Source organism: Exiguobacterium acetylicum DSM 20416 (assembly GCF_000702605.1).
GTDB classification, from domain to species: domain Bacteria; phylum Bacillota; class Bacilli; order Exiguobacteriales; family Exiguobacteriaceae; genus Exiguobacterium_A; species Exiguobacterium_A acetylicum.
The window spans coordinates 847075-863024 of sequence record NZ_JNIR01000001.1 but is presented as its reverse complement, the minus strand read 5'-3'; the positions used below and the strand labels follow the sequence as shown (position 1 = coordinate 863024).

Below are 15950 nucleotides of genomic sequence, written 5' to 3'. Positions count from 1 at the left end.
ATCGTTTCATTGCAATAAAAAAAGAGCCCAGGGTGGACCTGGACTCTCGTTCAACTTAAAAATAACAGCCTATGTGGTCCTGTAAGCCATGTTCTGTTCCTTAGTGTTCCAAACGGTTTGACCCTCACACGCAGGCGACAATCATCTATCTCCGTATTTGCATACGCTCTCCTTCGCGTTCAGTTCCGCTCCGGAAATTCCCCTACCAAATTTGGGTTTCTCGCTCGTGGGGTTTACCTCGTTCCACCTTCATGGTTTCCCATGAAGCTCCGTCACTGTGGCACCTTCAAGAAGTTTCGGCCCTATCCGAAGACTTAGGCGTTCCTTCTGCCGTCAGCTTGACGCTGCCTACACTTATCTTTTTGTGTAGCACGATCACTACAGCCATCGCAGGCTGTGCGAGCATGGACTTTCCTCAAAGCACCGAAATGCCCCGCGATTGTCCGAACCAACATAGTCACTGCTTATGAGTGTAGCGTAGATGTCACTTTCCTGCAAGAGGCAATTCTCGTTTTATAAACGAAAAAGTTGCGTCTCTGCCTCATTTCACGGTATAGTACAAGAGTTCAGAAGGGGGCATGTAGCATGAAAAAACGACGCTCTGGTACGAACCGGCGAACGGTTCGCAAGTTGACATTCCTGATCGAAATCGATGAGATCAAGGCACTTCATCTGCGAAACGGCATCTTCGCCTTCTATCGTCAAGGGGAGCTCATCCACGCGTTCGAGCCGTTCAACGTCAAGGCGCCCGATGCACTCTCAAAACGTAGCTATCATTTCGATCAACACGATATCTTGCTTATGAATGAACGTTTCCCTGAGCAAATCCCGTTGTATGATGAAGCAATGACGTTACGCTCTTGGGCTGACCAGGTCGCTTATGGTTTATACCAATTGATCGATTCCAGTCGCCTGTCGTTCGTCCATGAGGATGACACAGGATACAAGATGGAAGCGATGATTACGTGGACTGGAGAGGCATTAACGCCTCCGACGCCCGTCTATAAAAAAGGAAAAGACCCGAAGTAATCTCCGGGTCTCGTACAGCGTTTCTCACTAAGTGGGAGGCGCTTTTTTTATTTCACTGTCAGGAGTCGTTCGACCGTCCGCGTATGGCGTCCGCCGGTCGTCGTAAAGACGAGCTTGTAAGACCCCTTCTCTTTCAACTTATACGTAAACTTATGCGGTCCATTTTTTAAATTCGATTGAGTGAACGTCTTGACAACCTTCCCGTCCTTATAAAGACGTGTCATCGTCTTCGCACTCGCGTACTCATCGAAATAGAATGAAAACAGTTGATTCGGCTTGACCGTTGACGGCAACGAGATCTTCGAGATCGGTGCCGGCAGTGTCGCCAAAATCCCGGCGTTCAAGCGACCTGTTCCATAATGCGACTTCGTATCGCCTGATTTTTTCGTCGCTGCCGCATATAACTTACTGCGCATCGTCGTGTTCGAGACGAATGGATTCTTCGATTTCGCGAGTGCCAGTACACCGCTGACGACTGGTGTCGCCATCGACGTTCCGTCCAAGTAGCCGTATTTGTTCCCGACGATCGTAGAGTAAACCCCTTCACCCGGCGCCATGATATTGAGTCCTTTCCCGTAGTTCGAGAACGTCGAGGCACGCCCAAGCGTCCCGACCGATCCAACGGCAACGACTTGACTCATCGAGCCTGGGAAAAGCACTTTCCCCTTCCCGTCGTTTCCGGCTGCACCGACGACGAGGATGTTTTTCGCTTCTGCTTTTTTGATCGCGGACTCCATATACGGATCGTATTCATATTGTCCGAGCGACAGATTTATGACATCTGCTCCCTGCTCGATGGCATACAAAATACCGTCGCCGATATCGATCGACCCGGCATATTCTCCGTCAAAGACGTCCGCTCCAATCAGTTTGACACCAGAAGCGACACCGACAATCCCTTGACCGTCTTCACGCGCCCCGACGATCCCCGCGACATGTGTGCCATGATCATCTGGTTTACGAATCCCGGAAATCGTCGTCGTTTTATAGATGACATCCTTGAACTCACGGTGTTTCGTATCAATCGCGTCATCGATGATCGCAACACGAACATCCGATTTCCCGCGGCTGTACTTCCAGTAAGCCGGAATCCGTGACTGATCGAGGTACGTTTGCTGGAATTGGGCAGAATCCGTCGCTTTTTTGACGTCCGTGATCGGAATCAAATCGGCGTCGATATCCTTTTCTTCGAGGTGCGCAAGGGGCTCGACGAGTGAGAACCCTTTTTGTTTCAAGGCACGAATCTCGGTCAGACCTTGATTCGCCAACCATTCTTGTTTTTGTTGTTCTGTAAAGGTTGGGTCGTATTGTACGTATTGAGACTGCGCGAAAGCAGACGTTGGCATGGCGACGATTGTCGCTAGCGTGAGTAGTGCAAGTTGCTTTTTCATGGGAACCCTGCCCTTCTCTGTTTACGCGCCGACCGAAGAATCGTTTGGACTAAAGCGGAACCGTACCGTCCGGTTCTTCGCTGACTTCAAAAGGAATGATCTTTCCGATCGTCACGTAAGCATAATAGCGTGCAAGGACCGCACGCCAACGCGTTGCATCGATACCCGTCAAATCTTCACCTAACGGGGAACCGTCGAACGTCTCGAACTGTTGGCAAAAGAACGCTTCCTCTTCTTCATGCCACGTTACTTCTTCGCCGATGAACCCAGTCGAAAAGCGGACGAAGTCCGCAATCGAGGGTCCAATCACTTCTGCCGGCAAGCGTTCGCTCATCCGTCCGACCAGTTCATACCGGTCACGTTGTGCTTGTTCCGCTTCTTCAATCGAATGACACAGCAGCACTTCACGATTTATTTCTACTAACACGACATAGTCACCACTCGGTAAATTGACGTGAATCATCCCTACACCCCTTGGATTGGATTCGTGCGGCTTCTAGGTGTCATTTTTTCTTCGATAATTTATAATGTCCATTTTCGATCAAATGTTAATTCAATCGGCTCGTTATCTTTCGACTTTAACATAACGACCCGTGTCGTTTCAATTTGATCGACGAGATCCGCTTGACGAAGAGACTGAATTTCCTTCGATGAACCGGCTTCAATCCGGTCTCTGTACGGGGCAAGCAACTCTTGTTGATTGCTTGCGAGTGCGTACCAGGCAAGACGAGCGAACGGTTCATCCTTTGCTGTCTCGAGCGCATAGCTCTCGAAGATATCTGGAAGATAACTGCTAAATTGATCGAGCGCGTCAATCCGTTCTGCGACATCTAAAATCGTCAACCAGCTCGGGAGTGACAGTAAGGATTCACTTGACCACCAGTCGAGTAAATCAACATGTTCTTTAAGTAATTGCTGCGCTTCTGGTCGATCGATCATATGTTGTAGGGTCTGGATGAGTTCGTTCCAAGCAAGTGACCAGTATTCCTCAGATGGATTAGCTGAGAGGAAGAATTGACGATACACCGTCAGTAGTTCCGAAACGTCCGTTAATGGTTCGACTTCCAATCGTTGATTAAAACGACTAACTGCTTTTGTAAAATAACTTGGTTCAAGAGTCAATGCCATATAGAGTAATTTCGGTGCATTTTTAATTTCGCCTTGATCGACCGTCTCAAATAATTCTTGGATCCATTCTGGTTGTGGTTGTGTCATAATCCTTTTCCTCCGTCTAGTAAATTTGTTTACTATACCCGAAAAAAGATTAGTTGAATCATGCCCGACCTAAATTGCTCCGATTCGTTGGGCGGTTTCCTCCGAACATAAGACGATCAGCGTTCCATTTTTCGGAATCGTTTCGTCGAGACGTTGGTTCAAATCCAGCCGCTTCCCGTCGGATAGAATCGTCACTCCTTCTTCCAGCAAGGCGTGAAACGCATCGCGGTATGTCGCCCATTCCGGTCGTGTCGGAATCGAGAACATTCCCTCACCATCCTTCGTCAATAAGTTCGTCACGACTTTCGTTACGCCAGGATGATGGGACGCGAGGATCGCCATCCGGGCAATCGTCTCGTCACCGAGCAATACCTCATCAACCTTGACCTGTTCAAAGCTGTCGAGGTGTTCTTCGAGCATCATCTCGACGATCGTGTAAATGTTCGGATTCGCCCGTTCGATGCTTGAAGCGATCAACAGTGTTCGTCCGTCAGCATGGACTGGCGGAATCGAATGATCCGCAAGGACGATCGCGCGGACCGCCTTTTCGATGTGAGCTCGCTCGAGCGTCGACGTCAGTGCCGGATCACCACAGACGTAATGGAATCGGGGATGACTGAATGGCTCTCGCTCTAGGTCGTCGACGAGGACGACATCCGTATGTTCAAGCAATGATTCGATGACGTGCTTCGAACGCCGACTGTAACCGAAGACGACCGTATGTCCTGTTTCCTTCACTTGTAACAACCCTCTTTCCTTTTGATTACGAATCAACTGGACACCGTCGACCAGTTTTGAGATCAATCCACCGACGATCCCGATCCCGAAGATGAACACGAAGATCGTCAGAATCCGACCGGTATCCGAGTTCGGGAAGAAGTCACCGTATCCGACCGTGACGACGGTCGTCATCGTCCAGTAGACGGCGCGGAAGTAGGACCCGAACGTCTCCGGCTCAAGAGCATACATGATGCCCGCGACACCGAAGACGAAGATCAACGATGCATATCCGAGCGTCCGCATCCGTAGAAACGAGACTTTTCGTAAAAAACGTAACCAGACCATGTTTTTTTCATTCCTTTCGAACAATCCGGTCTCTTCCCCTGTCAATAAGGGCGAAGGAGGTGATACACATGACACAAGCAGAAGAGATCAAGACGAGTCTCGTCATCGTCTTCGAGCGTAAGGACAAGGTGACAGCGAACGGTGATGCCGTCGTCGCTCGCCGCCGCTACAACGGCTTACGTTCGAATCTTCCAGCAGACGTCGTCGCTTCGATCGGGCAATCGATCGGCAGCTTACTCGACGGACGTTACGCGCTGACGGAAATCAGCCGTGACTACGCTTTACTGAAGGCATGACCCATCCTCTACATTTCACGAAAGGAGTGACCATTGATGGAACATACGATCGTCCTGACGTTCGATACGGTGACGAAAAAGCCGTATCGCTTACGGATCGCTGGTGCGAAGGAGAATGCGACCGTGGCTGAGATCAAAGCAATCGGTGACTTGTTCGTCGCCCATGACCCGTTCATGAACGGTGTCACACGTCTCGCGTCCGCTGAATTGCAAAACAGTTCGGAATCGGCATTCGTCTTGTAAGCTTTTTCAGACCATCGTCACGGGATTACGTGACGATGGCTTTTTTTTGGTATACTAGAAACATCAACCAGCTGAAAGGAAGTCAATTTATGGCCAAACGCCCACTCACTCCTCGCGAATGCGAACTCGTCGTCTGTAGTCTCTACGTAATGGAACTCATCCCGTTCGAAGGCATCATGGAACGTCTCGAATCCATTACGCTCCGAGACATCATCGGCCCCGTCGCACGTGGCGAATCGACGCGGGAGCAAGCTGCTGACGCGCTTGACCAGTACATCAAGGTTCGACGTCGCCGGTTCCGTAACGTTCCACCAGAGCATCTCTGGTCGCTTGACGACCGGATTGAACAGGAAGCACTGCGGATGATCCGCAAGCGCTCGCCACTCTCGGCAGGAGAAAAGCTTCAGCCGAAAGCCATTCCCCATGAAATGGGGGATACGGTCGAGATGAAAGTGACTGAAATCCAAGATCGCAACAATAAAGTGACCTTGATCGGGAAAGTCGGTAATGTCACGGCGAAGCTCCCGGTCGCGAACCGTCAAGCCTATAAAGGCAATAAGACGATCTCCGCTTGGATCACGGGTGTCGAAAAGAAACCCGCCTTACTTCATCTGTCGACATCTGATTACGGCAAACACCAACCGTCGGAAGACGTCAAAGCAGCATATGCGACTGCTGTCGCAGCGTTACGTCTTTATTTCGAGACGAACGAACTCCCGACGACCGAAGAAGTCGATCTCGCGAAATCATTGTTCCAGCGGATGATCCGTCGCGATCAAAACGATTGGTTTACGGTATACGTCGCGATGGGTCGCCCACAACTCGATCACGTCCGCCGCTGGGTCAAGGTCATCCAGATGCTCGCCCGCTCACTGCGCGGAGACGAAGAAGCGACACAACAACTCGCTTCGCAGGAAGATCGTTTCTTCAAGGATGCCTTATTGCGTGCCTGTAAAGCGGCAGAGAAAAACTTCACGTCTTGATGCTTTCGCCTTAGGACACATCGATTCCTAGTCAAAACGCAAAAAAGACGCTTCGCACCGGACAACTTTTCCGGTGCGAAGCGTTTTTTAGGCGGACTGGCGAGAGACCAGCTTGTAACAACCCCAGCCGAACAAGAGGATCGTCGCGATGCTACTGGCGATGACGACTACTGGTAAAGTAATGGGTTGCCCAAACACCGATATAGCAAGGTAATCCTTAAACAATACGAACACCATCAATGATTGTCCTTGTGTCAGGAGGAGAAGTGACCGAATCGTTTCGCTAGCCATGATGCCTCCGACGAACTTCTCGAGCACGAACGGACTAATCAGCCAGATCGATGCGAGTATCAGAACAGCGAGGACATGTCGGACGAGTAATGAGAAAAACGTGAACGTCATGACTAATGAGATGCCGACCAGCCACTGCATCAAAATAGCGAGCAGATACAGTTGCCCGAATGTCAACGGATATGGAGAATCATGATAGTTAAACTGAATCGGTAACTCCCAGCCGCTCGACTGACGGAAAAATAAGAGCCACTGCACGATATTGTAAACGAGGATGATGCCAGTGACGAGCAGGATCGAGAGTGTTAATTTTGCCGTCAGGACGTCTTTGCGACCATGCTTTGAACTATAGAGCAGTTGCAACATCCCGGTCTGCGCTTCGCGCGAGTAACTCGTCGCGGTTACTAACGTCAAGACGATCGCCAACAACGCAAATCCTCCGACACCGAGAAATACGATGAATTGATCAAGCGTCCGGTAGTTGCCAACGTGTTGATAATCAATTTTCGCAAGCAACGACGCTTCTTGTTCGAGTTTTCGTTTTTTGATGTCAGATGTCGCAGAGCGCGCTTCTTGACGCAATTCGTCGACACGTTGCGATTGCGACTGATGCCGTCCATTCGCCTTCAGAACCTGCAAATATATCCCGTATTCGTCCTGTTCTGCTTTCGTAATCCCATCCTTTGTTACACGCTTTTTTCCTTCTCTTGCCTGTTCTACGAAGTCCTTCGTCAATTTTCCTTCAAACGGTGCATTCGTTCGTTCCGTCCCAGGTAAGCCCATCCGACTAAACGAAAAAATCAGACCGACGATAAACACAAAGCACAGGAGAACCCAGACCATCTTTTGTTGCTTTACCTTTTGCCATTCCACCTTCAATAACTCGCGACTCATGTCAGCTCCCTCCTTTTGACAGATCGCATCATGAATACGTAAAGGGTGACGATCAGCGCCATCCAAACGAGCATCACAAAAATCGGTAAGACGAACGGTATGTCTGTCTGAAACAGTTCACGCGTCAGCACGCCGCGGCTTGGGAAAAAGAAGATCAGCACTTGCACGAAGTCCGGGAAGAAAACGTCCGGAATGACGTAACCATACGTCAATGGTAAGCCGATCAAAATCGTCACGTAAACGAAGGCGTGACTATACTGCTTCGCGAATAACGAGGCACATAAAATAGCTGTCGCTAGCGTCACAAAGGCAAGTTCCTGATAAATGAACGTAGACAGTACATATCCACCAATCGATAATGGATACGGCGCTGCAGCTAGTCCATCCATCGCTTGCATCGGTGCCGACCAATCGATCGGTCCGAGTTGATAACGGACGACTAAGATCGTCGCAAGATACGTTAATACGTGGATGATCGTCACGTACATAACGGCAGCCATCCATTTCGCACGTAATAAGAGATGTCGTCCATTCCGCGACGTCAACTGGTACTGTTCGACTCCGGTCATGCGTTCACGTGTATAACTGATCGTCACGAGTAGGAGTCCGATCAACGGGAACAGGAGTCCGGATTGATTGACGAACGTCGCTACGATTTCCGCCGGATCGTGATAGCCAATCGATGCGACGTTGATACGATTGACGAGCTTTTGCTCGAACGTATCGCTTTTTAAAACGTCGAGGCGTTGCTGCCGTTGAATTTGCGCTTCTTCCATATGTAAGATTTGAGCATAGATTTCATTCTTGTAAAATATGTCGTCTTCTAACATTCGTGTATCTGGATCATTGATGATATTGCTATCTGTCTCAATCATCTTAAAGACGTCTTTCGTTGCTGGTCCTTCGAACGAAGAATAGCGGGACTTGACGACATGATCAATCGGTTCCACTAATGTCGGTAAGAAAAAGATTCCCGTCCCGATCAACAGCAACCAGACGATTAGCGATTTATATAATTTATATGATTCGAATCGTAACATCGACATCACGCGCCACGCATCCGTTCATCTAAGTGATAAAGGTATAAATCTTCTAGTTGCGGCTCTTCCTGAACCGCATCTGGATGCGGTCGATCGGATGAGATGATCCGGACGCGTTTTTTACCAGACCGCGTTTGGTGAATCGCACCCATTTGGTACGTCTCCTGCAAGACGAGTAATGTCTCGTCCGATACATCGACGGACCAGATCGAGGTCGCGATCTCATCGAGCAAGGTATAAGGATTAGCTTGGCGGATGATCTTCCCTTGCTGCATCAGGATGATTTCCTTTGCGATCGACCCGACGTCCGAGACGATATGTGTCGACAGTAAGACGATTCGTTTTCGCGCAATCGTCGCGATGACGTTCCGAAAATGAATCCGTTCTTTTAGATCAAGCCCTGCCGTCGGTTCATCGATGATCAGAAAGTCCGGGTCGTTCAACAGTAGTTGCGCGATACCGATCCGTCGCTTCATTCCACCTGAGAAGCGGCGTAGTTTCTGATTTTTTTGTTCTAGCAAATTCACATCGATCAAGGCTTGTTCAACGCGAGAGGTGATGTCGGATTTAGGAACGCCCTTGACCGTTGCCAAGTACGTTAAAAACTGTGTTGCCGTGAAATCACCGTAAAGCGGTGTCTCCTGCGGCAAATACCCGATTCGTTCGCGGTACGTTTCTTCTAGTGGTGAGACGACGTGACCGTCGACTCGAATCACCCCTTGCGATGGACGTAACAGTCCAGCGAGAATCTTCATCAACGTCGTCTTCCCTGCTCCATTTTCACCGAACAAGGCATACACTCCGGCTTCTAGCGTCAACGTGATCTCCTGCAACGCCTGTTTTCGATTCGGATAGATTTTTGATAACTGTTCGATTTCTAGTTTCATATCATTCTGTCCTTTCAAAAAGACGTCATCCGGTTTCGGTATGACGTCTCCATTTCATTGAATCGCAAAATCATAGATATGTGTTCCTTTTTTATGATTCGCATCCTTGATTTCACCTTGATACATCAGTTGTTCATTCTTCAGATCGATCACGGACACTTGGAATCCAGCGTTCGTCTCTGATGAGAGATAGAGCTGCATCTCGTCCGTCGAATCCAACCAATCGATCTTTTTCAAAACAAGCGGACTGCTTACGCTATGCTCGGATAATCGTTTCGTTTCCAAGTCGAACATCGACCATTCGATTCGTTTCGTCTCTCCTTCCGGCAGGCGGAAGCCAATTAGATAACGACCGTTCGCATAGGGGGTATAACCGATTTGTTGCTGATTTAACTCCTTGATGGACCGAACGACCTTCCCGTCATCGAGAAAATAAGATAGTTTTGTGTTCTCTTCATCGCTGTCAGACGGTTGTTCCGTGTAGACGACCTCATTTTGATGAATCGCTAAAAATTGACGAGCGTTTTTAGGCGCTACTGGTTTTTGAAGAACGATCTCTTCGACCCGGTCGCTTGTTAAATCGAGCACAAGTAGTTTTGTTTCCTTTGGCTGATCGACTCGATCGAGTTGGATATAAACCTTCATCGCCTGTTTATCGACGACACTGGCTTGTAAGTCCCTCCCTGTCTCAAGTTTTGTATCATACTGAAATGTCTTCTCGAACATTTTCTCTGTCTTGAACGTAAACATCTTAAATTGCAGTTTATTGTGTTTAATCTGAATCGCATATTCCGATTGCCCACTCCCACTGACATTTGTTTCCATTTGTGTCGTGAACTCATAATATTTGTCTGGTAAATCCGTCATGCTATCTTCACGGAAAAGTTGTCCGACGTAAGAGTTTGACTGTTTTTCAATGGCTCCCTTAGCATCGACATCATAAACCGTCGAACGCATGCCTTTCGTCTGAAGACGTAGATTAAAATTTTCTACTTGCGAAGGTTTTCCACTGACGGTCTCGAGCGACAAGTCTGCGCCTTGGATCGATAGCGTATAGCCGATGTAGCTCCCGATTGTCATGAGAATGATCAATCCATAGATCAAAAGTTGACGATATCGTTTCATGAGATTTCTCCTTTATACGGATAGGCGCGTCTGGACTAACCGCAGATTTTTGTATGACACATATAACGTTAAGAGCACGACGTATCCGAAATAAAATTGCATATGCAGCTGACTCAGGTTGCTCGAAATAGCTGACAAGGCTACGCCTAAAACGATATAACCGCCAATCAGCGCAACCCCGTGTAATCCGACGAGCAAGAACGCTTTTCCTCTTCGAAACGAACGCTCAAGTAATACTGTCATGAAGACGAACGAGATGACGATGAATGTCATTAGTAAAATGAATAAAATGTCAGTTGGGTACATCGTATAGAACAACTTCATGTAGAAGGAGTATTCGTTGATGCTGGCTGTGACCTGTTGAGCATCTGGCAATAGCCATAAGTAAAGATTACGACTAAGCAACAACAACACCCACTGAATTCCGATCAGACTAGCGACGACGAGAAGAACGGCCGTCAGTTTTGATGCAATAATCGCCCGGCGTGAACCAGGTAACAATAGCAATCTGTAAATGTACTTCGTCTCGCCCATCCAGTCGCGATACCAAATCCAGAACGCGAACAAGAGAATCATCCCCATCGCTAAAACAATGATTGAATCGTAAAAATCCGTTGCCTGTGCGAATGTCAACGCACCACCTACTTGTGCAATTGCGTCCATTTCTGAAATCTGATCGATACGCATCGTTTTCTCGATCGTGCTTTGATAATCGTAAATCTGATAGAGCAGTGACGCGATTTCCGCGACGATCAATCCTGAAATCAAGAACACCAGTAGTTTCGTACTCCGTTTCAGTTCTTCATTTGTTAATAACAACCAGCGTTTCATCCTTGATATACCTCCCGCATCCGGTCTTGGACCGATTGATGATGACGGCCACGTAACTCATCCGTCTCTTTGACTTCGACGATCTTCCCGTCCCGTAAGAATAACACTCGGTCAATCACCTGCTCGACCTCAGCAATTTCGTGAGTCGTCATCAGGATGCTCCGTCCTTCCATGAACTCACTTGAGAAAATCCAAGCGATCTGTTCCTTCATGAAGAGATCGATTCCCGCGAGCGGTTCGTCGAGTAATATGTACGGTCGATCGAGGGCGAATCCTAAGACGAGATTAAACTTCGCCTTATTCCCTTTTGATAAGTTCGCCATTTTATCCGTCGTAAACAGCTGGAACGTCTGCAGCAATCGTTCTGCTGTCTCTTGATTCCAGTCTGGATAATGATCCGCCATATACGCGAGCGCTTGTCCGATCGTCATGTAGCTCGGCATCGTCTGGAGATCAGGCACGAACGCGATCTGGTCGCGCGATGTTTTGCCGTCGACCGTCACCGTCCCGGCATCTACCGGAATCAGACCGAGAATTGCTTTTAAAATCGTCGACTTCCCCTCCCCGTTCAAGCCGATCAGACACGTCACTTCGTTTAGACCGACAGAGAACGTCACGTCACGTAAGACCTGCTTTTTTCGTCCATATCGTTTTTGTAGCCCCTTCACTTCAAGCACTAGACTTTCCTCCTTCATTATCACCATTGTATTAAGACAATAGTACATCTGTTAACTGTATGGTACATGCCATACAGTCTGTCGTCAACCTGTTTTTCCCTGAATATATCCAGAAAATGAAAAAGAGTCGGACAATCATGTCCGACTCCGCGAGTCTTTCGACTTCGTTTCTATCTGGAAGAAAGAAACGCGATTTGTTCACTCGAAATCGCTTCCTAGGGAAAAACAAACAGGAGCGACCCTGCAACGAAGTAAAGCGGCTCGATGCTTGTCCCAGGAAAACGATTCGAGATGAACAAAAAAGTGCACGTTATCCTCATGACATCTGACTCTTTCGATTCGTTGATCAAAAAAAGAGAGGACGCCCTAATGGACGTCCCCTCTGAACACGTGACTGGTGTTTCAATAAATATTAATCGTTGACTCCAGTGCCCGGCATGTCCGACGCACGGTCGGTAAGAAGTCGGTCCGTTTTGCGACACCGCCTTCAATCTGGACATGCTGAATGCCTTTCGTCCGCTGCATCGCTGTTAAGACGGTGACCAGCTCGATGAACCAATTCGAAATCAGTTCGACGACCTGTTCGTCAAAAGCGGCAGCGCCATACACATCATACCCGTTCTCGCAGAGATGGTTCGGGAAGCGGGCTTTGAACCGATGAATCAAAGTGTCCGTCGTCGGAATCAAAAATTCGTCGTAGACAACACGTTGCTCGGCATCAAGCGTTTGTTCTGTCACACCACCCATCATCAAATGTGGCTGATTGCCGATATTCAATGTCCAACTCGTCTTCTTTCGCTCGCCAGTGGAAGTGATCGTTCGCATGGTTTCATCCATCTCCTTTTGATGTGTAAGCGTTTACCTTCTCATTCTACTTGTCATTTGACCTGTTCTGCAACCGTCAACTTGACCAATTTAAACGATGACTTCGCTTGACATTTAGTCTACCAAATTCAACGCTTTTTGACGATGTCAGGAATTAACATCGTCCTTGTAGATGTAGACGGCAACGAGATCAATCAAGACATGGATGATGATCAGTGGCCAGAGCGTCTCAAGTGCTAGGTATAAGTAGCCGAACCCCGCCCCAATCAGCCCCGTGACGAGAATCGCGAACCACCCTTGATAACGATGGGCGACCCCGAACAGGATGGCACCGATCCAGACGAAGCTGACGTCTGAAAACGGTAAAAATAATCCGAGCGCATGAAAGAGAAACCCGCGATAGATCAATTCTTCCGTCACCCCTGCCATCAGTGCGACCATTTGGAACCCGGTCCGTTCCTCTTTCGTTCGCGGCAGAATCAGTCGTTCCGCCTCACTTTGATAGAGCGGTAGCAAACGTTTGCGAAATGCTGGAACGGTCGCCGTCAAAAGCAAGACGATGCAAAGCAAGACGATCAGTCCGATCGTCGCGTACCAGACAGGACCACTTGGGACAAAAAACGTCAACCCGATTTCCGGCAACAGCGTACCGCTAATCAGCGTGCCACCGACGAGCAACAGACATAAAATCCCGCTCGACTGGACCATCGAGGGGTAGAATTCCTTGCGGTGAACGATCGTCAAATCGACCGGACGGACCGCTGCGATGATCGAAAGGACGACGAGCAATCCGAGTAAAAAACCATTTACGAAGAGATACATGACTTCGACTCCTTTTTTGATTCCACACTCCCGTCACAGAAAGTGCTATTAGACCCTACTAAAATATGATACCATTCAGTGGAATCCTATACAGAGGAGAGAACAATATGCGAAAAGTTTTTCGAATCAGCATCTTGTTCGTACTGTTCGCCCTCATCGTCAGTAGCTTTATCTACTGGCAAAATCGGGAACGTGTTCAAAATGAAATGTATCGTACGTATTATGGACAGCATGGCGTACCTGCCGAGAACATCGACATCTACGAACAAGCCGCGGCACGTTACGGCATCGACTGGAAGCTACTCGCCTCCATTCATCGCGTCGAGACGATCTTCTCGAACTCGTCAGCGATGCAATCGTCCGTTGGCGCCATCGGTCCGTTCCAATTCATGCCGAAAACATGGGTCGGTTGGGGATACGAAGGTGGCACGTCGCTCGGAGACATCGAGCATGACGGCATCGACGTGACAGACCCGGAAGCCATCAAGAAATATGGTGGTCTTGGAGTGGACGCGGACGGCGACGGGAAAGCCGATCCGACGAGTCTCGTCGACAGCGCCCACACGGCGGCAAAATACCTGAAACAACACGATGTCGCAGAGACATCCGACCGAGACACGCTCGCGACAGCACTGTTTGAATACAATCGCAGTGAACAATATGTCTCTGACGTGCTCGCCCAATATGATCGTTACCAACAACATGTCGAGGCGATCGATGCGAACGACCCCGACCTCAAGAAGAAGACACTCGCATTCTTCCTTCGCATCAGCTCACGTTTGACCAATTAAAAGGAGGCACCACCCATGACACCAGCCGATTCTTCCGAACTCTTGATTGAGGAATCGTCGATCCGCGTCCAAACGACGTTTGATCGAGACAAGACGAAACGCTATTTACGCAGCTACATCTTTGACGACATCGCAGAAGGTACGCACGTCGCCGCTTTAATCTACACACCTCGGACGACGGATGCCTTTCTCTCTGGAACGACGACACAACGTGCGTACAATTTGATGAAGAAGTATGTCAGTGACCCCGTCAAACAATATGACATCATCAGTTTGATGCCGGACCTGCTCGTCAGCGAGGATCTGCCGTTCGCGCAAGCGAGCTTCGATGAGACGAACTACGAGTTCGTCGCGAAGACACTTGCTGAGGTCAAAGCGAAAAATGGCGTCGTCCTCTGTGGCTGGGGGTCGCCTGGTCGCCTGATGCACCACCTGCCGGCATATGAGGAACTGTTTGAGCAGTATGCCGACATCCTCTATTGCTCCGGCATCACGAACAAAGGCGAACCGAACCATCTGCGCTTGACGATGGACGATAGCCCGATGATTACGTACAACGACATGAAACAAAAAGCGAAAAAATTGCGTCGTAAATGACACAATAGACCCTTCCATAACGGAAAGGGTCTTTTTTTGAAACATTTTCCATCAGCTTCGCGTATAATCAAGGTCTACATATTACATAGCAAGGAAGGTCATACGATGCCATTTTGGGATGAAGAATTACAGGAAGAAACGATGATTTCAGTCAAAGAAACAGACATTAAACGAATCGAGCAAGCCGTCAACGGTTCACTCCCCGTCCGTTACCTCGAACAAATCCAGGAACAAAACGGCGGTGCTCCGGAAGCCATGGCCGTGATGGTCGAGTTTGAGAATACATGGTCGGACGAAGAAACTGGATTGCATCTCCCACTCCGCTCCATGTCGTCATTGACATTCGAACGGTATCTAGACGAATTGTCGATCCTCCGGGAATGGGACGTCGAAGGAAACGTCATGATGTTCGCGGAAGGCGAAGGTAGCTATTTTTGGTACTTCCATTTCTCGGAAACTGCCGAGCCAACTGTCTGGTGCCTCGATATTTCTGTCGCAGAAACACATTTTGTCGCAACGACCTATGACGAATGGTTAACGAAGCTGAGTAGCGATGTTCCGGAAGTCGTCATGCCAGATGTCGTATTTCTGACGTTACCTGAAATCAAGGACATTCTCCGTGGAGATGACGAGAATGAAAAACTCCTCGCCTACTCCCACTGGATGATTCTCGATGAAGAACAGGAAGAACTGATCGAAGCGTTCATGACACTGATCGAACGAAACGATCAGCCTGATTTCCTTGACTCGTATGCGTATTACCTCATGGAAGTCTTGACGAACAACCCGGAGTTATTAGAACAGAAACGAGATGACGTCACGACCTTGATCCTCAGTAAAGGTGACGATCTCGATGCAGAAGACTTACTATCTTGGATGGATGAAGAGGTAGACGAAAAGTTCTGACCTCAATCAAAAAGCCAGTATTCCTCGTCCATTCGGATGACG

19 protein-coding genes and 1 other RNA gene are annotated in these 15950 nt (G+C 48.7%); 7 read left to right on the top strand and 13 right to left on the bottom strand.

Translation table 11 applies throughout. The features are described 5' to 3' along the window. Window positions 1-77: 77 nt before the first annotated feature. Window positions 78-451: RNase P RNA component class B (gene rnpB, locus P401_RS18245), an RNA gene on the bottom strand. Between the two features lie 134 nt (window positions 452-585). Here rnpB and P401_RS0104410 point away from each other — a divergent pair. Then, the gene (locus tag P401_RS0104410) at window positions 586-1029 is read left to right on the top strand and encodes a hypothetical protein (protein ID WP_029341396.1); all 444 of its coding nucleotides are present in this window, start codon (window positions 586-588) and stop codon (window positions 1027-1029) included. Between the two features lie 47 nt (window positions 1030-1076). Here P401_RS0104410 and P401_RS0104405 read toward each other — a convergent pair whose 3' ends face one another. The 4 genes from P401_RS0104405 to P401_RS0104390 all read right to left on the bottom strand — a co-directional run bounded on the left by P401_RS0104405 (window position 1077) and on the right by P401_RS0104390 (window position 4700). Next, on the bottom strand, window positions 1077-2420 hold the full coding sequence (locus P401_RS0104405) for a S8 family peptidase (RefSeq protein WP_029341395.1): 1344 nt from the start codon (window positions 2418-2420) through the stop codon (window positions 1077-1079). Between the two features lie 49 nt (window positions 2421-2469). Next, window positions 2470-2883, bottom strand: a complete 414-nt coding sequence (locus tag P401_RS0104400) for a hypothetical protein (protein ID WP_023467922.1) — start codon at window positions 2881-2883, stop codon at window positions 2470-2472. 59 nt (window positions 2884-2942) lie between these two features. Beyond that, window positions 2943-3635 (bottom strand): hypothetical protein, encoded by a 693-nt coding sequence (locus tag P401_RS0104395; protein ID WP_029341394.1) that lies wholly within the window; start codon window positions 3633-3635, stop codon window positions 2943-2945. A 69-nt stretch (window positions 3636-3704) separates the two neighbouring features. Beyond that, window positions 3705-4700: a potassium channel family protein gene (locus P401_RS0104390; protein ID WP_231884689.1), complete on the bottom strand. Its 996-nt coding sequence runs from the start codon at window positions 4698-4700 to the stop codon at window positions 3705-3707. 68 nt (window positions 4701-4768) lie between these two features. Between P401_RS0104390 and P401_RS0104385 the strand changes: the two genes are divergently transcribed. The 3 genes from P401_RS0104385 (at window position 4769) to P401_RS0104375 (ending at window position 6222) form a co-directional block, all read left to right on the top strand. Continuing rightward, window positions 4769-4996, top strand: a complete 228-nt coding sequence (locus tag P401_RS0104385; protein ID WP_023467919.1) for a DUF1659 domain-containing protein — start codon at window positions 4769-4771, stop codon at window positions 4994-4996. A gap of 36 nt (window positions 4997-5032) precedes the next feature. Next, window positions 5033-5239 carry a DUF2922 family protein gene (locus P401_RS0104380; RefSeq protein WP_029341392.1) on the top strand — a complete coding sequence of 69 codons (207 nt, stop codon included), beginning with the start codon at window positions 5033-5035 and terminating at the stop codon, window positions 5237-5239. An 89-nt stretch (window positions 5240-5328) separates the two neighbouring features. Further along, the gene (locus tag P401_RS0104375; RefSeq protein WP_029341391.1) at window positions 5329-6222 is read left to right on the top strand and encodes a hypothetical protein; all 894 of its coding nucleotides are present in this window, start codon (window positions 5329-5331) and stop codon (window positions 6220-6222) included. A gap of 87 nt (window positions 6223-6309) precedes the next feature. Here the strand turns inward: P401_RS0104375 and P401_RS0104370 are convergent, their stop codons facing one another. From P401_RS0104370 to P401_RS18015, 8 genes are all read right to left on the bottom strand, one after another. Then, window positions 6310-7407 carry an ABC transporter permease subunit gene (locus tag P401_RS0104370; RefSeq protein WP_029341390.1) on the bottom strand — a complete coding sequence of 366 codons (1098 nt, stop codon included), beginning with the start codon at window positions 7405-7407 and terminating at the stop codon, window positions 6310-6312. Continuing rightward, window positions 7404-8447, bottom strand: coding sequence for a hypothetical protein (locus P401_RS0104365; protein ID WP_152548171.1), 1044 nt, complete (start codon window positions 8445-8447; stop codon window positions 7404-7406). The genes P401_RS0104370 and P401_RS0104365 overlap by 4 nt, the downstream gene beginning before the upstream one ends. Window positions 8448-8452: 5 nt before the next feature. Beyond that, entirely contained in the window at window positions 8453-9334 is an 882-nt protein-coding gene (locus tag P401_RS0104360; RefSeq protein ID WP_029341388.1) for an ATP-binding cassette domain-containing protein, read from the bottom strand. Window positions 9335-9388: 54 nt separating this feature from the next. Further along, window positions 9389-10459, bottom strand: coding sequence for a hypothetical protein (locus tag P401_RS0104355; RefSeq protein ID WP_029341387.1), 1071 nt, complete (start codon window positions 10457-10459; stop codon window positions 9389-9391). 12 nt (window positions 10460-10471) lie between these two features. Continuing rightward, complete coding sequence (locus tag P401_RS0104350; RefSeq protein ID WP_029341386.1) at window positions 10472-11290, bottom strand: hypothetical protein; 819 nt, start codon at window positions 11288-11290, stop codon at window positions 10472-10474. After that, window positions 11287-11967 carry an ABC transporter ATP-binding protein gene (locus P401_RS0104345; protein ID WP_029341385.1) on the bottom strand — a complete coding sequence of 227 codons (681 nt, stop codon included), beginning with the start codon at window positions 11965-11967 and terminating at the stop codon, window positions 11287-11289. The genes P401_RS0104350 and P401_RS0104345 overlap by 4 nt, the downstream gene beginning before the upstream one ends. Window positions 11968-12369: 402 nt before the next feature. Further along, entirely contained in the window at window positions 12370-12792 is a 423-nt protein-coding gene (locus P401_RS0104340) for a hypothetical protein (RefSeq protein ID WP_029341384.1), read from the bottom strand. 147 nt (window positions 12793-12939) lie between these two features. Further along, window positions 12940-13614 carry a CPBP family intramembrane glutamic endopeptidase gene (locus tag P401_RS18015; RefSeq protein WP_051656240.1) on the bottom strand — a complete coding sequence of 225 codons (675 nt, stop codon included), beginning with the start codon at window positions 13612-13614 and terminating at the stop codon, window positions 12940-12942. A 107-nt stretch (window positions 13615-13721) separates the two neighbouring features. On the opposite strand from P401_RS18015, the gene P401_RS0104330 reads away from it, so the two are divergent. The 3 genes from P401_RS0104330 to P401_RS0104320 all read left to right on the top strand — a co-directional run bounded on the left by P401_RS0104330 (window position 13722) and on the right by P401_RS0104320 (window position 15908). Next, window positions 13722-14405: a lytic transglycosylase domain-containing protein gene (locus P401_RS0104330; protein WP_029341382.1), complete on the top strand. Its 684-nt coding sequence runs from the start codon at window positions 13722-13724 to the stop codon at window positions 14403-14405. Window positions 14406-14420: 15 nt separating this feature from the next. Beyond that, window positions 14421-15002 (top strand): DUF1643 domain-containing protein, encoded by a 582-nt coding sequence (locus P401_RS0104325; protein ID WP_023467910.1) that lies wholly within the window; start codon window positions 14421-14423, stop codon window positions 15000-15002. Between the two features lie 105 nt (window positions 15003-15107). After that, the gene (locus tag P401_RS0104320) at window positions 15108-15908 is read left to right on the top strand and encodes an SMI1/KNR4 family protein (RefSeq protein WP_029341381.1); all 801 of its coding nucleotides are present in this window, start codon (window positions 15108-15110) and stop codon (window positions 15906-15908) included. Window positions 15909-15950 lie beyond the last annotated feature (42 nt).

What these genes read in the sequence shown, in the direction of transcription:
- P401_RS0104410 (WP_029341396.1), top strand. Translation starts at nt 586, where the DNA reads ATGAAAAAACGACGCTCTGGTACGAACCGGCGAACGGTTCGCAAGTTG.
- P401_RS0104405 (WP_029341395.1), bottom strand. Translation starts at nt 2,420, where the DNA reads ATGAAAAAGCAACTTGCACTACTCACGCTAGCGACAATCGTCGCCATG.
- P401_RS0104400 (WP_023467922.1), bottom strand. Translation starts at nt 2,883, where the DNA reads ATGATTCACGTCAATTTACCGAGTGGTGACTATGTCGTGTTAGTAGAA.
- P401_RS0104395 (WP_029341394.1), bottom strand. Translation starts at nt 3,635, where the DNA reads ATGACACAACCACAACCAGAATGGATCCAAGAATTATTTGAGACGGTC.
- P401_RS0104390 (WP_231884689.1), bottom strand. Translation starts at nt 4,700, where the DNA reads ATGGTCTGGTTACGTTTTTTACGAAAAGTCTCGTTTCTACGGATGCGG.
- P401_RS0104385 (WP_023467919.1), top strand. Translation starts at nt 4,769, where the DNA reads ATGACACAAGCAGAAGAGATCAAGACGAGTCTCGTCATCGTCTTCGAG.
- P401_RS0104380 (WP_029341392.1), top strand. Translation starts at nt 5,033, where the DNA reads ATGGAACATACGATCGTCCTGACGTTCGATACGGTGACGAAAAAGCCG.
- P401_RS0104375 (WP_029341391.1), top strand. Translation starts at nt 5,329, where the DNA reads ATGGCCAAACGCCCACTCACTCCTCGCGAATGCGAACTCGTCGTCTGT.
- P401_RS0104370 (WP_029341390.1), bottom strand. Translation starts at nt 7,407, where the DNA reads ATGAGTCGCGAGTTATTGAAGGTGGAATGGCAAAAGGTAAAGCAACAA.
- P401_RS0104365 (WP_152548171.1), bottom strand. Translation starts at nt 8,447, where the DNA reads ATGTTACGATTCGAATCATATAAATTATATAAATCGCTAATCGTCTGG.
- P401_RS0104360 (WP_029341388.1), bottom strand. Translation starts at nt 9,334, where the DNA reads ATGAAACTAGAAATCGAACAGTTATCAAAAATCTATCCGAATCGAAAA.
- P401_RS0104355 (WP_029341387.1), bottom strand. Translation starts at nt 10,459, where the DNA reads ATGAAACGATATCGTCAACTTTTGATCTATGGATTGATCATTCTCATG.
- P401_RS0104350 (WP_029341386.1), bottom strand. Translation starts at nt 11,290, where the DNA reads ATGAAACGCTGGTTGTTATTAACAAATGAAGAACTGAAACGGAGTACG.
- P401_RS0104340 (WP_029341384.1), bottom strand. Translation starts at nt 12,792, where the DNA reads ATGCGAACGATCACTTCCACTGGCGAGCGAAAGAAGACGAGTTGGACA.
- P401_RS18015 (WP_051656240.1), bottom strand. Translation starts at nt 13,614, where the DNA reads ATGTATCTCTTCGTAAATGGTTTTTTACTCGGATTGCTCGTCGTCCTT.
- P401_RS0104330 (WP_029341382.1), top strand. Translation starts at nt 13,722, where the DNA reads ATGCGAAAAGTTTTTCGAATCAGCATCTTGTTCGTACTGTTCGCCCTC.
- P401_RS0104325 (WP_023467910.1), top strand. Translation starts at nt 14,421, where the DNA reads ATGACACCAGCCGATTCTTCCGAACTCTTGATTGAGGAATCGTCGATC.
- P401_RS0104320 (WP_029341381.1), top strand. Translation starts at nt 15,108, where the DNA reads ATGCCATTTTGGGATGAAGAATTACAGGAAGAAACGATGATTTCAGTC.